Here is a 13,415-nt window from a genome sequence, read left to right on the forward strand (position 1 = left end):
TGACTTAGCCTCCAAGCGCGATGCGGATGATAGAGATGGTGGCGTAGACGGCGAGCAGGAAGCAGGCGCCCTTGATGGCCAGCAGGCTGGCCAGCTTGGTCATCTCGTTATGGACATAGTCTTCAATCACAACCTGCAGACCAAGCTGTGCGTGATGGAAGACAGCGATGGTCAGCAGGACCATCATCAGCGAATTGTAGGGCGTGCCGATCCAGTCGATGGCGGCGGCATGATCGCCGGTGGCGTGACGGATGACCTGAATGACAAACCAGATGGTCAGCGGAACCAGCGCCAGAGCGGTTACACGCTGTGCCCACCAGTGATGGGTGCCTTCCTTGGCGGAACCGAGATGGCGAATGCGCCCCAGTGTCGTACGCATGCTGTTCATGGTCTTATGCTCCCATCGACAGGCCGATGGCCCAGGCCAGAACTGTCAGAATAACCGCAGCGGCGACCACGATCTTGCCCGTGAGTTCCATGGTCTCGATTTCGAAACCCTTGCCGGCGTCCCAGAACAGGTGCCGGATACCGTTCGCGAGATGATAGAACAGGCAGAAAGACCAGCCGGCCAGCAACAACAGACCGAACCATGATCCGATGAAACCCTGTGCTGTCGCATAGGCTTCCGGTCCGGCGGCGGCAGCGCCCAGCCAGTAGACCAGAAGTATGGTGCCGACCGCGAGGGCAATACCCGTGATGCGGTGGCTGATCGACAACACAGACGTGATCTGTGGCCGGTAAACCTGGAGATGCGGCGAAAGAGGCCGCGCTTTCGTTGCCATGACGATCCCTCGAGAACTCGTTTGTTTCCAATGCGCGGCATGCCTCCGACAGCAATTCTGCCGCACTGCAATAGCAGGATGGTTTAGAGTTGGGATTACTGCAAGTCAATGAAAGCTAAAAATAGCCGCCTTCCGGGGATTCTGCATCATACTGCTGATGAGACGGGCGAATTGCGGGATAACCGGCCCGCCCGGCTTTGTTTCCCGGCCGTTCAACGGGGATATCCGGCGGACTGTTCTGCCATCCAGACGCGATTGGCGCGCCGAATGACTTTATCAGCACTGATCCGATGGTGGTACCGGGTGTTCCGGGGACGGCGCCAGCGTCAGTAATCCCATTTGAACTGTACGCCGATATTGCTGTCGCCGGTTTGTCCGGCCTCTGATTTGACAGAGATGTTCGGGGTGATCTCGACTTCCACCTCGACCCCGCTGGAGCCGGGTTTGGACCCCTGTTTTGCACCGACATAGACACCTTCTGCGACATATTTACCTGCTGCAACGGCCGGGCCATTGGCCCCGTCTTCAACGCGGAGTACATCAACTCCGGCGATGTTGCGGATACGTCCCAGGATACCCGGACCATTGCCGGTAGCACCGCTCAGCTCTGCCGCCGCAGCGGCCAGCTGGGCGGCTTCCAGCGGACCCAGATTACCCTTGCCCGTACCAAACAATACGCGGGACAGAACTTCGTCACGGGGTAACGGGGGAACTGAACTCAGCCGGATCTCAGGTTTTGAGGCAACGCCGACAACCTCGGCCGTGACCGTCAGGTCATCGGTTGTGTAAACACCGGCGATATTGAGCTTCGGATCCAGTGAGACACCGCCGCCAAAGCTGACGGAGGAATTTTTGATGTCGAAGCTTTTGCCAACCAGATCAAGCTGGCCACGCACCGCGTTCAGCGATCCCGTGACAATCGGCTGATCAGCTGTTCCCGTGACATCAAGCCGCCCGGCCCATTCGGAATCAAGGCCACGCCCGCGAACAAAGGCCTGTCCCGGAACATCGAGATACAGGTCAAGGGCCATCGGATAGGCGGGGGCTGTCTCTGCGGGTTCTTCCTTCCGGCCCGGATCGTTCTCTACCTCGACAGAGGCGACAGAAGGCGGCAATGCGGCGTTCAGGTTCAGTTCTGCCCGGTTGACGGTCAGCCCGCCACTGATTTTACCACCTGCTTCATCGCCGGTCGCCTTGATATCGGCAGAAGCCAGGACTTCGATATCATCCCGGTGAACAAGCTTTACTCCGTTCATGGTGAAGGCCACATCGAAGACCGGCTTGCCGCCGCCAAGGGCTGCCTGGCCAGTTACGGAAAGCCTGCCCGTTCCCGCGTCGGTTGCGTCGAAGCGCTTTATGATCAGCCGGTCATCGCTGAAGGCGGCATCCAGGGTAATGGCCTTTAATTGCGTGCCATATTCCAGATGTTCGTAATGACCGTCAGTGATCGTAACCTCGCCGGAGAGAACAGGCTTGTCGACGCTACCGCGTGCCGTCGCGTCGATTTCAAACCGCCCGGTCATCTGATGTTCCGGCAGGGGCAGCAGCGGCCAGATCCGCCCGAGATCACCGACCAGCACGGCGGTGACGTCCAGCGGGCCGTCGGAGGCAAGGCTGGCAGAGGGTGTTGTCAGTGAAACCGTGACCGGGATGTCGGCATTGAGAGCCGTCCGCTCCAGATCAATGCCGTCAAAGTCGCTTTTCAGTTTCAGCCGGTTGTCCTTCAGGTCGCCGGACAGGCGGATACTGATGGGGTCAATGCTCGGAAAATCTTCACTGCGCAGGCCGGTCATTGCGAGTTCCATTGTCGCCGTGACCTTGCCCGCCGCTTCTTTCGCCGCCAGATTCATGCCGATCTTGCCGGTAAGGCCGGGCTGCTCGGCGATGGCTGCCAGCTTTGCCAGATCAATCCCCGTGAGATCGAGAGTCAGACCGGCGGTCTTGCCCGTATGTGTGTAGTCAAGGGTAACCGTGCCGTTCGCAACCGCCAGTTTTCCGCTGGCGTCCCGTGGCTCGCCATTTTGCAAGGCGACCCTCAGCGGCTCGGTTATCGTTGTTTTCAGACCGTCATAGATGATGTTGCCACGGTCAATCGCGGCGGTGATGCCGGTATCGGACATCGCCAGATTTCCCGAGATATCGGTCGTCAGGGGTTTTCCGAACCGGCCTTCTGCCGTCAGCTGGTAGGACAGGGAGTCCAGGCCGCCTTCTGCATTCAGTCTGGCCACAGAGACAGTGCCGCCGGGAACCGTCACACTACGGGTTCGCAGGTCTGCGGTCAGTTGCGGTGTGGTGAGGGCGTCATCGATGCGGGCTGCCACCGTTACCCGGTCCAGCCGGATTGTCTCCGCTCCTGTGGCATCTTCCAGACGGAGGCTGGCGAGGTCGGACTGGATGGTCACAGTCTGACGGCCTTTGACGGCGGCAAGATCAATCCCGACATCTCCGGAAAGTTTCAGCGGCATCCCGGCCAGTGCAGTGAGAGCCTCACCGTGGCGGATATCCAGTTGCAGCTTTCCGGCAATCGCGGGGCCATAGCCGGGGAGTTTCATATCCCCGGCAAGCTCGATGCCGGGCAGGCTGAGCTTCAGGCTATCAAGCGCGAGATCATTCGTTTCAGCGCGGATGGTCGTGGATGCGGTCAGTGCCTGCCGGGCAATATTGCCGGTGAGAGTGACGGAGACTGATGGGGTATCTCCGGACCAGTTGACCCGGTTATCCAGTCTGATCTTCTCAACCGGGAAACCGGCAAGCTTCAGGGACGCAAGACTGAGGGAGACCGTTCCTGCGGGTTTAGTGGCGGGGCCTTTCAGTTTGATGGCAAACTGTGGGGCAGCCGAAAATGCGACGGAGTCCTGCGACGGCAGCCCGTCGGGGGCGACCGCCCCGGAAAGATCAACACTGATCTGTTCATCTGTCGCCGAGAAGGTGGTCTGGCCATCAATTGACAGGGCACCTGCACGGACAGCCAGATCATTCAGGGTCAGGTTACCATCGCCGGTAATCAGGATATCTGAACTGATCACGGGGTTGTTGCCAGCAAGCCGGTCAAGATCGGGAATTCCGGTTGTGAGTTTCTGTCCCCGCAGAGACAGCTTGCCGCGGAAGCCTTGTTCAGTATCGCCGGAGAAATCTGTCAGGGTGAAGTCAGCTCGTCCGGCGAGATCAAGCCCGGTCAGGTCATGCAGTCTGGAGATGTCGGCATAGGTCAGGGTCAGGGTTGTCTCAGAGACCTGACCTGTCGCTGTGGCGCTGGCTTTGGCCCTGACGGAGAGGTCGCCGGCATCAATATCGGCACGGGTGAGAGTGAACCGGCTGAAGTCTGGTTCTGCGGTTGCCGCAATGATGATGCTGGCATCTGAGCCGATCAGGCCGCCGGGAATGCCGTCACTCCAGCTAATGTCAGAAACGATTGTGGACAGGTCGAGTTTGTACGGGTTACCGGGCGCCCCGGTGAGACGGCCAGACAGACTGGCATCTGCCTTCAGAAGGTTGTCGACGGAAAGACGGGTGGCCGAGGCGACGAGATCGATTTCCGGACGGGCAGGGTTGCCGGCAATGGCGGTGGTCAGGAAAACATCATCCCAGCCAATACCGGGGCCAGCCAGTGCAGCAACTGACGGATCGAGTTGCAGGTCGAGCGTGGCGGTGATGTCAGACAGGTCTGCCTTTGCCCGGGCATCCCCGGTCAGGGTGAAACGTTCCGGCAGGCTTATATTCAGACCGTCAATGGCGATGTTGTCATCTTCCAGTAACTTGACGGAAACCGCATGACGGATTTTCCCGGACAGCAGATCCGGCAGGCTGAGTGCGCCCGGTTGTCTGAGATCGGTGACGCCTTCCAGTCGCAGCCATTGATTGTCGGAAAGCGAAGCCCCGACATCGCTTTTCAGGGTCAGCAGATCACCATAATCGAGGTTCAGGCTGCCCTGCCATCCCGACAACGGACCGCTGCCGTTCAGGGAGAGTGTAACAGGTCCGGCCAGTGTTTCCTGCAATCCGGCCAGTCCGGCAAAAAGGCCGTCGCGGGTCATCACTGCGTCGAAGGTCAGGTCGAGGGTTTCACGGGACTGGGAATGACGTGCGGTGAGGGCGAGCCGGTCAAGACTGGTTGCAAGTGGCTGGACAGCCAGCGTCGCGGTGGTTTCCCCTTCGGCGGTGCGGATGATATCGCCCACGGCGCTGAGGAGGAGCGGGTCGGCAAGATCAGGGAGTCCGACACTGATTTCCGGCAGATTAAGTTTTTCGAGCCGCAGGCCGATGCGGGGCAGAGAAAAGGGTTCCGCTGCTGTTTCGGGGGCAGGTTCGGTTGAGGCTGGCGGCAGGTTGGCTGCAAGTCGCCTGGCCGAGACTTCCTGTATGTCGAGAACTGACCGTGACAGGGCCAGCGGAGACCAGTCGATGATCAGGTCGTCGGCGGCAATATTCAGACCATCGGGGGCCTTCAGACGGAGGGTTGCGATTTGCAGCCGCCCCCAGAGCGAGCCTCTGATATTCTCGATCCTGAGATCAATACCGGCAATTTTGTCTGCGGCACCGGAGGCAAGACCGGCTGACAGCCGGAGCCCCGTGCTGGTGCCGGTGAGAAAGGCGACAGCGCCAGCCGTTATCAGCAGTGCAGCCAGAACGGAACGCCAGACCCACCGCCATGCGGTGCGCGGCGGTTTCTGTGCAGTTGTCGTGGTCATCAGAATGCCTGACCGAAACTGATATAAAACTGAACCGGTTTATCCACCACATCACGTTTGTTGATCGGTGTGGCAATATCAAGGCGGATCGGGCCGAACTCGGTGTAATACCGGAAGCCGAGGCCGGCTCCCCAGAGGAACTCAGGCTTCTGAAAATCGGGCAGGGCATCGCGATAGACATTTCCGCCTTCGAGAAAGGGAACGATTCCGATGCTGTCCGTCACGCGGAGCCGCAGTTCCAGACCCAATTCGGCGGCGGAACGGCCGCCAATCGGTTCATTGTCTTCATCCAGTGGTCCCACCGTCTGGAAGGCAAAGCCCCGGACAGAACCACCACCACCGGCATAGAACCGTTTAGACGGAGGGATGGCACGACGTTCTGCGCCAACAGTGCTCGCCAGCCGGGTGCGGGCGGCGGCAACATAGCGCTTTTCCTCATCAAAAGCGTAATAGGTCGAGGCTTCCACAGAGGACAGGAGGAAACTGACGTTCTGTTCCCCGAAGCTGGTATAGGGGGTTGCGCCGACACGAAGCCGGGCACCTTTTCCGGGGTTCAGCCGGTTATCCGTGCTGTCATAGGCCAGATTGCCGCGCAGGCCGAACAGGGTGACACGGCCATTGAATTCTTCTGATGAACTGATGTCATAATATTCGACCGTCGGGCCAAGCGTGCCGGTCCACCAGCGCGATAATGACTGCTCGATACCGGCAAAGACGGCGGCATGATTGTCATTATAGGCATCGCTGGTGATTGATTTGATTTCGGATTCAATCAGCAGGCTGCGTCTCGGATCCTGTCGCAGGGGGTCGACGAAATTTGCCTCAACACCCTTTTCGATGAGTGAGGCTGTGGCCCCCAGCCGCAGTTTTTCGCCTTCGTTGAACAGGTTCCGATGTTCCCAGAAGACATCACCGGCGGGGCCTTCACTGGTCGAAAACCGGGTGCCGAAACCAATCGACCGATGCGCACGTTCCTTCAGGTCAATACGGGCAGCAACCTGATCAGCCCCTGATGTCGGCTTGTCGGCCACCTGCACGGTGACGAGGTTGAACAGCCCGGTTGATTCAAGCAGCCGCTGGGTTTTCTCAACCTTGCGAATGTCATAGGGTTCGCCGGTCTCCCAGGAAATGAATTCCCGGACATGCTTCTCGGTTACGGAGGTCAGACCGTGAATGCCGGTTGCGCCGAAAGCCAGTTTCTGCCCTCGCTCGACGGCAAAATTGATGGTCATTGTCTTTTCCGGCGGATTGATCCGGATGCGGCGCTTCGCGATGGTGGCATGCGGATAGCCATCTTCGTGATACAGCCGGGTCAGGACGGATTCTGCTTCGAGGATGTCGCTGGCCCGGGCCGGGTGGCCTGAATGAAGACCTATCTTCTCCAGCCTTGCATCATCAATCGGTTTTGGTCCGTGACCGGTGTCATCAATCAGAACATCAGCGATCAGATAAGGTGTTCCGGGTTCGATGGAAAAGACCAGGCTTGCCTGCTGCTCGGTATCACCCGGCGGGATAATCTCGAAAGTTACCGCGGCATCATAGTATCCGCCGCTTTTCAGAACCTTGACGAGACGCTCGATATCACCTTCTGCCCGACGGGACAGGCTGGCCTGTGATGGTGGCGGGGTGTCCTTCAGACGAAAGGAAAGCGCGGTTTCAGTCAGGGTGTCAAACATCTGTCCCGGAATTTCGCTGGTTCCGGTTATGACAGGTTCATAGGCATAAGCCGTGGCTGCGGCAGGAGCAGGTGTCGCCGCCTGCCCGGTCGGTATGCCGGTGATACAGCCGACAGCTATCAGGGTAAAAAGCCCGACAACCAGACCGGCCGGTATGTTAACACGATGAGAAATGGGTTTTCAGCCTTTGACCGAAGTGCCGCCTGTCAACGCATGTGATGATAAATGGTTCACAATCAACATATGATTGTCACATGGACTGGCTTCCGGTGCTTGTATAAACCGCTCTGCGGCTCGAATCCAACGCTGTCTGATCAATAATTCGTAGTGATTCAGCAGGCATGAACCGGTTCATGGCGGCGGTCCGTGTGGTTTGTCAGAGAATCAAAGCGGCGTCGGCGTTCAGGGCCGAGATAGCCGGGAACCGTGATAAGTTCATCAACGCCGTCAACAAGACCTGCAACCCAGGCCTGAACCGATTTTAGTCCGACGGGGGCGGAAATGTATCCTGATGCGCCCCGTTTACGCGCCTTGTCGAGGATTGAGAGGCTGTGTTCACTGCCGACAAAGACGACCGGGCAGCTTCTGTTGTCATTTGCTGCTGGTTTGCCTGCACCACTGACCGGTGTGGAGGCCGGGACATCTGTGTTCCATTCAGCAAACACAATTACGGGGTCTCTGGATGCCGCAGCTTTCGACAGATCGTCGGGCAAGGGCGACATGTTTATTTCCTGTACGCCCGCGGTTTCAAGGAGGACTTTTAGCAGTCGGGCGAATATGGGGTCTCTGGTTGAGATTATGGCTTTAATATCAGCACTTTGCATTGCAGTGCTCCCTTTATGGTTTCTCCACCTTCAGATGACCGCCCTTTCTGGGTTGCCTCGTCCTGCTGTTAACCAACCTAGGTCAGCGGGCTTGTCCGGGCATTCGAAATGGGGGTGGGCACATAACGGGAACATTCCGGATGCCTGCCAGATGCTATCTTTGTGATCGGGCAATCTGTTGTTGTTCTGTGCCGGTGAAAGCCACACTTTCCGGTTAACGGCACCAGCTTTATCCTGACCGGAGCTATTGATGGATTCACTTACCCAGTTTGTACTTGGCTCAGCGGTGACAGCGGCTGTCATCGGGCCGGTTGTCGGGCCCCGGCGGGCAGTTCTGATTGGCGGTGTTCTGGGGACGCTGCCGGATCTGGATGTCTTCATCCGCTATGATGATCCCATTGATTCCTATATTGAACATCGTGGCCCCAGCCATGCGTTTCTGGTTCATACGCTGGTTGCACCGGTTCTGGGAGAACTCCTGATCCGGCTCGACAGGCGGCTGGGAGATATCCGGCTCCGGACCTGGCTGGCGGTCTGGCTGACACTTGTTACCCATGCGATCATTGACGCGATGACCACTTATGGAACGCGTCTGTTCTGGCCGTTTTTCGACGAGCCGGTCAGTGTCTCCAGTATTTTCATCATTGATCCGCTTTACACGCTGCCACTGCTGGTGGCTGTCATGCTGGCGCTGTTTCGCGGGATATGGTCGGCGTTCTTCAGGCGGATATTCACGACAGCACTGGTTGTCAGCAGTCTCTATATGGGCTGGTCTGTTGTCGCGCAGCAGGTCATGGCGCGTGATGCGGCTGTGGTGTTTGCCGCAGCGGGTGAAGATATCGCCGTTTCCGAGACGCAGCCCCTGCCATTCAACACGCTGGTCTGGCGCACCATTGCCGTCACGACGGATGGTGAGGTGCTGACACTGGCCGGGTCACTGCTCGACCCCGAACCGGCAGGTGTTATCCAGCGGTTCACCCAGGGCGGAACATTGCGGGCGATGCTGCCGGATTCAGCCGCCATTGGAAAAGTTGATCACTTTACCTCTGGCCTGTACGCGCTGCGCGAACAGGACGGAGTGGTGCTGCTGTCTGATCTGCGTATGGGTCTGCACCCGGATTACGTCTTCACCTTTGCGCTTGGCCGGCGAAACGGCGACGGCATTATGCCAGAGGTGATTACCCGGATACCGTCAGACCGCAGGCTGAAAGATGCGGCCTGGATCTGGCAACGGCTGACAGACCCGACCCTTGCGCCGCCGCAATAGATCGCCAATGTTTTGAAGCAGACGAAGTCAGAGGGTATGTATGCCCGGTTCCATTTATCAGGAGAGTATCAATGAGCGAGCGTATCTGGACGATTTACCTGTCCGGTGAAATTCATTCGGACTGGCGTGAACAGATTGCCGCCGGTGTCGCCAGTGCAGATCTGCCGGTGCATATCGATGCGCCGGTAACGGTCCATGAAGACAGCGATGACTGTGGTGTGGCCATTCTGGGTTCCGAAGACAACAAGTTCTGGCACGACCATAAGGGCGCGCAGATGAATGCCATACGTACACGTACGCTGATCGCGGATGCCGATATCGTGGTGGTGCGTTTCGGGGATAAATACCGGCAGTGGAATGCGGCTTTTGATGCCGGTATGGCCTCTGCCATGGATACGCCGATCATCACCCTGCATGACCCGGCGACCGATCATGCAATGAAGGAAATTGACGCCGCCGCACTTGCGGTTTGCCGTACCCCTGAACAGGTGGTGCAGACATTGGCTTATGTCATTCGTGGCGACATGCCCGGCAAGTCAGATCGTCTGGCGGCCCAGTAACCACTGCTGACGGCACCGGAATAAGGAAAGGGCAGGCCGGGAAATCATCCCGGCCTGCCCTCCTTTTTCCGGTTAGCTTATCAACCAGCTGACTTAGCTCATTTAAAGGCGAAGACCGGGCTGGACCATGCCTGGAAACCGTCTTCGGTGGTCACACAGATCCACAGCGGATTGTCGCCTTTTGCCTTCAGCGGAATGGAGACGGTTGCCTCCATCTCGCGATACGGGTTTTCCTCCGGCAGGCGATAGATGCTGATTTTCCGTTCCAGACCACCGGCATCAAGAATGTGATGGTCTGCACCGACATCAGACAGCTTGAGACGCATGGCGCCGTGGTTGCTGGTGAGGTCGATAACACCGTCATCACCTTCGTCGATCCAGGCATCGAAGCCGCCAAAATTACCGGTGGTGATGGCATTCCATTCCACCGTATTGGCGCCGCGCTGCTCCAGCAGGCGTTCCGGGTTCCAGGCATTGATCTTGCCGATGCGATTGACCTGACAGCCTTCAAAACGGGCCCGGCCGATCCAGGTGCTCTGGCGACCGCGACCACGGTATTCGGAACCGCTCCAGACCACACGGATACGCTTGCCGAGTTCATTCGCTTTGTAGGGGCGCAGGATTTCGACAACTTCGGTACCGTTGCGGACTTCGATACGGTCGATTGGGGCGTGCGAGGCGATATGCAGCTTCATCTCCGCCTTGTCGGCTGATGTCTGGATGATGTCGCCCATCATCACACTGTCGACCTGATGGGTGACAGGGTTGTCGAAAGCGTTCGGATCACGTTCGAACAGGGTGCCGCCACCGGCGAAGCTGGCCGTGACATCCATATGCATCCGGCAGCCGGTGGTGCCATAGTGATGGCGCCGGCGCAGGCATTCGAAGATGCCGTCACGGGTCAGGTCATCGGTCAGGAAGCAGGTCAGGCCACCATAGGCACCGAACTTTGCCGCACCCGGATAGCTGGCGCCGGGACGACCTTTATGGCCGTCACTGTTGCAGACCACGCCGGACCGGTGGCCAAGCGGGAAGCCGTCGGTCAGCAGCCATTCAAAGGTGCCCCACGCGGAATGAATTTCCATCGCGGTTTCCAGTTTCGGGTCATGCGCCTGCGTGATGTCGGCATAGCGTCCGCCGACATGGGCATAAACGCAGCAGTCTTCATCCTTCAGGTCTTCGAACAGCTTTGCGGCATTGTGCGAATCCGTATGGATGTCCGAACGATCGGTGATCAGCGCATGAGACGAGCGGTGAATTTGCCGGCCTTCGGTGCGGAAGAACACGTTACGGTCACCGCCAACAGCAGTATTGCCAGACCATTCATAGCCGGGGAAGACAACGAAGCGGTTATCTTCATGATATTCGGCGGTCAGTTCATTGAGATATTCCCAGAACGCATTGTTGACCTGAAAATCATTCGCCTGATGGCTGGTGACATCGAGGAACGACTTGTTGCGGGCAAAGTCGAAATACTGCCGGGAGGTGGTGACGCCAATGGATTCACCACTCTGACCATGCAGGTCACCCCAGTAGCCGGAGAACTGTCCGTCACGGATCAGCAGCGGCCCGGCTTCAGCGACACAGTCGCCATCTTTCAGGACACGGATACGCAGATCGGCATCTTCATCAATGCTGAGATTGTCGACGAAGATCGATTTCTCGCCCTTCTTATAACTGACTGTCTTCGGCAGACCCTTGACCGGAACGGAAGGCTCCAGCGTCAGTTCACCCTCTGCAAGGTCGGTCGGATTTCCCCAGGCGTCTTCAGCCTTCAGGCCGAGGCGGAAGCTTTCGCCCGGACGGCGGAGTGACGGCAGTACCGCGCGCCAGGTATGTGCGGCGCCCGGGACAATGGAAATATAAGGTGTTTCCGGCAGCGGAACGTAATGGCCAACCGCGCAGACATCGGCCAGGACCTTGAATTCAAATCCGCTCTCCACAAAGGTCTGCATCTGCAAGCCGGGTGAGCCTTTTGAGGTATCGCCGAAAGTGATGGTGATGGTATCGCCTTCGCGCAGATAGCCGCCATGCAGCTTTGCCGTCAGGGCACGGAACCAGGGGCGCTGATGTACCGTCTTGCCGTAATGCAGGGTAATGCGTGAGCCCGGTGCGCTGGCTTCTGCCGTTACATAATTGTAGGCGCTGGGATTGTGGGTCTGAAGATCACCCCAGTCGCCCATGAAGCGGAAGACGACGCGGATGCCGCCGGTATCATCAATGCCATACCGCCCGACCGTATAGACCAGTTTGAAGGTTTGCAGGCTGCGGGCTTCAAAGGCACCGCGTGGTTGCAGGTCAACATGACCATAAAGGACTGGGTCTTCACCGGGATGGGTTGAAGGCCATACATCACCCATGAGGCGGGTTTCGACGACTTTATCAGACATGACAGCTCCCTTGAATTTATTTGCTGTATAGTTATTGAGATTAGAGGCGTATGTCGACCTGAAAATGGTGCTTTGAATCGCACCCTGTTAACCAATTATATCGATAAATTTAATAAAAACATATTGATAGACAAAAAATCAGGAGTTTCTTGCGTCAAAAATTAAAACACTATAGCATTTCTGGCGGAGCAGACTTTTTGCCGCGATCTGTCCGGGAAGGCAGTGACGGGCGCCTGCGTTAACAGATTCCATCAGGGGGACTTCTTACCATGCAGAATATTTTTACTCTCAGTCGCCGCGCCGTCATCGGTGCCGTCAGCGCGCTGGCCTTTGCTGCTGTTGCACCGCAGGCATCGGCCGAATTTCCGGATAAGCCTGTAACGCTGGTCGTGCCTTATGCCGCCGGCGGCAGCACGGAAACCATGGCCCGGGTTTATGCCAAGGCCCTTCAGGAGCAGCTTGGCCAGCCGGTCATCGTTTCGGTCAAACCGGGCGGCGGCGGTGCCGTTGGCGCGACCTTCGTCGCGAAGTCACCGGCTGATGGCTATACCATCCTGTTTGCTGTGGCTTCAGCGCTGGTCTGGCCGCCAATGACACAGGATGTTGAGTACAAGCCCGACAGCTTTGTCTGGATTGCCTCGATCACGGAATATCAGCAGGCGCTGATTTCGACGCCGGACAAGCCCTACAAGACCTATGCCGAGCTCATCGCTCACGCAAAAAAGAATCCGGGCATGAACTTTGCCGACCAGAGTGCGCTGTCCCGTGCATTCATCAATTATATCGGCAAGAAGGAAGGTGTCTCCTGGACAGCCATTCCGACCAAGGGCGGCGGCGAGATGGTACCGTTCCTGCTGGGCGGCAAGGTTGATATCGCCTGGAGTGGTGGTGTGCATCAGCGCTATGGCGACAAGATGCAGGTCCTGGCATCCTTCAACAGCACCCGGCTTGCTGCTGCACCGGATGCACCGTCACTCAAGGAAATCTACGGCATCAGCATGCCGAGCCACGGTGTTATTGTTGCCCCGGCCGGAACGCCGGCAGACGTTGTCGCTAAACTGGAATCTGCCCTGAAGGCAGCCGGTTCCGACAAGGCTTTCAATGACATTCTGACCAACAAGCTTCAGTTCCCGAATGCTTTCGTCGGGTCGGAAGAAATGAAGCCGATTGTGGCCGATATGGTCACCGGTCTTCAGACCGTCATCGACGCAACGAAGTAAGACGGTCG

Annotated in this window: 9 protein-coding genes; 3 read left to right on the forward strand and 6 right to left on the reverse strand. The window is 57.8% G+C overall.

The features are described from left to right. Positions 1–4: 4 nt before the first annotated feature. The 5 genes from sdhD to GH722_09410 form a co-directional block, all read right to left on the reverse strand. Entirely contained in the window at positions 5–388 is a 384-nt protein-coding gene (sdhD, locus tag GH722_09390; GenBank protein MRG71985.1) for a succinate dehydrogenase, hydrophobic membrane anchor protein, read from the reverse strand. Positions 389–392: 4 nt separating this feature from the next. Next, complete coding sequence (gene sdhC, locus GH722_09395) at positions 393–782, reverse strand: succinate dehydrogenase, cytochrome b556 subunit (protein MRG71986.1); 390 nt, start codon at positions 780–782, stop codon at positions 393–395. A gap of 326 nt (positions 783–1,108) precedes the next feature. Next, positions 1,109–5,470: a hypothetical protein gene (locus tag GH722_09400; GenBank protein MRG71987.1), complete on the reverse strand. Its 4,362-nt coding sequence runs from the start codon at positions 5,468–5,470 to the stop codon at positions 1,109–1,111. Continuing rightward, positions 5,470–7,146 (reverse strand): BamA/TamA family outer membrane protein, encoded by a 1,677-nt coding sequence (locus tag GH722_09405; GenBank protein MRG71988.1) that lies wholly within the window; start codon positions 7,144–7,146, stop codon positions 5,470–5,472. Before GH722_09405 ends, GH722_09400 begins: the two co-directional genes overlap by 1 nt. A gap of 332 nt (positions 7,147–7,478) precedes the next feature. Continuing rightward, positions 7,479–7,868, reverse strand: coding sequence for a hypothetical protein (locus GH722_09410; GenBank protein MRG71989.1), 390 nt, complete (start codon positions 7,866–7,868; stop codon positions 7,479–7,481). A 352-nt stretch (positions 7,869–8,220) separates the two neighbouring features. On the opposite strand from GH722_09410, the gene GH722_09415 reads away from it, so the two are divergent. Next, on the forward strand, positions 8,221–9,237 hold the full coding sequence (locus GH722_09415; GenBank protein ID MRG71990.1) for a metal-dependent hydrolase: 1,017 nt from the start codon (positions 8,221–8,223) through the stop codon (positions 9,235–9,237). A 71-nt stretch (positions 9,238–9,308) separates the two neighbouring features. Continuing rightward, positions 9,309–9,797, forward strand: coding sequence for a YtoQ family protein (locus GH722_09420; GenBank protein MRG71991.1), 489 nt, complete (start codon positions 9,309–9,311; stop codon positions 9,795–9,797). Positions 9,798–9,895: 98 nt separating this feature from the next. Here the strand turns inward: GH722_09420 and GH722_09425 are convergent, their stop codons facing one another. Next, positions 9,896–12,187: a DUF3604 domain-containing protein gene (locus GH722_09425; protein ID MRG71992.1), complete on the reverse strand. Its 2,292-nt coding sequence runs from the start codon at positions 12,185–12,187 to the stop codon at positions 9,896–9,898. Positions 12,188–12,456: 269 nt separating this feature from the next. On the opposite strand from GH722_09425, the gene GH722_09430 reads away from it, so the two are divergent. Further along, a complete protein-coding gene (locus GH722_09430) occupies positions 12,457–13,407 on the forward strand; it encodes a tripartite tricarboxylate transporter substrate binding protein (protein ID MRG71993.1) in 951 nt (316 codons plus the stop codon). Positions 13,408–13,415 lie beyond the last annotated feature (8 nt).

This window comes from Alphaproteobacteria bacterium HT1-32, from assembly GCA_009649675.1.
GTDB lineage: Bacteria > Pseudomonadota > Alphaproteobacteria > Rhodospirillales > HT1-32 > HT1-32.

What these genes read in the sequence shown, in the direction of transcription:
- GH722_09420 (MRG71991.1), top strand. Translation starts at nt 9,309, where the DNA reads ATGAGCGAGCGTATCTGGACGATTTACCTGTCCGGTGAAATTCATTCG.
- GH722_09425 (MRG71992.1), bottom strand. Translation starts at nt 12,187, where the DNA reads ATGTCTGATAAAGTCGTCGAAACCCGCCTCATGGGTGATGTATGGCCT.
- GH722_09410 (MRG71989.1), bottom strand. Translation starts at nt 7,868, where the DNA reads ATGTCGCCCTTGCCCGACGATCTGTCGAAAGCTGCGGCATCCAGAGAC.
- GH722_09400 (MRG71987.1), bottom strand. Translation starts at nt 5,470, where the DNA reads ATGACCACGACAACTGCACAGAAACCGCCGCGCACCGCATGGCGGTGG.
- GH722_09405 (MRG71988.1), bottom strand. Translation starts at nt 7,146, where the DNA reads ATGTTTGACACCCTGACTGAAACCGCGCTTTCCTTTCGTCTGAAGGAC.
- sdhD (MRG71985.1), bottom strand. Translation starts at nt 388, where the DNA reads ATGAACAGCATGCGTACGACACTGGGGCGCATTCGCCATCTCGGTTCC.
- GH722_09415 (MRG71990.1), top strand. Translation starts at nt 8,221, where the DNA reads ATGGATTCACTTACCCAGTTTGTACTTGGCTCAGCGGTGACAGCGGCT.
- GH722_09430 (MRG71993.1), top strand. Translation starts at nt 12,457, where the DNA reads ATGCAGAATATTTTTACTCTCAGTCGCCGCGCCGTCATCGGTGCCGTC.
- sdhC (MRG71986.1), bottom strand. Translation starts at nt 782, where the DNA reads ATGGCAACGAAAGCGCGGCCTCTTTCGCCGCATCTCCAGGTTTACCGG.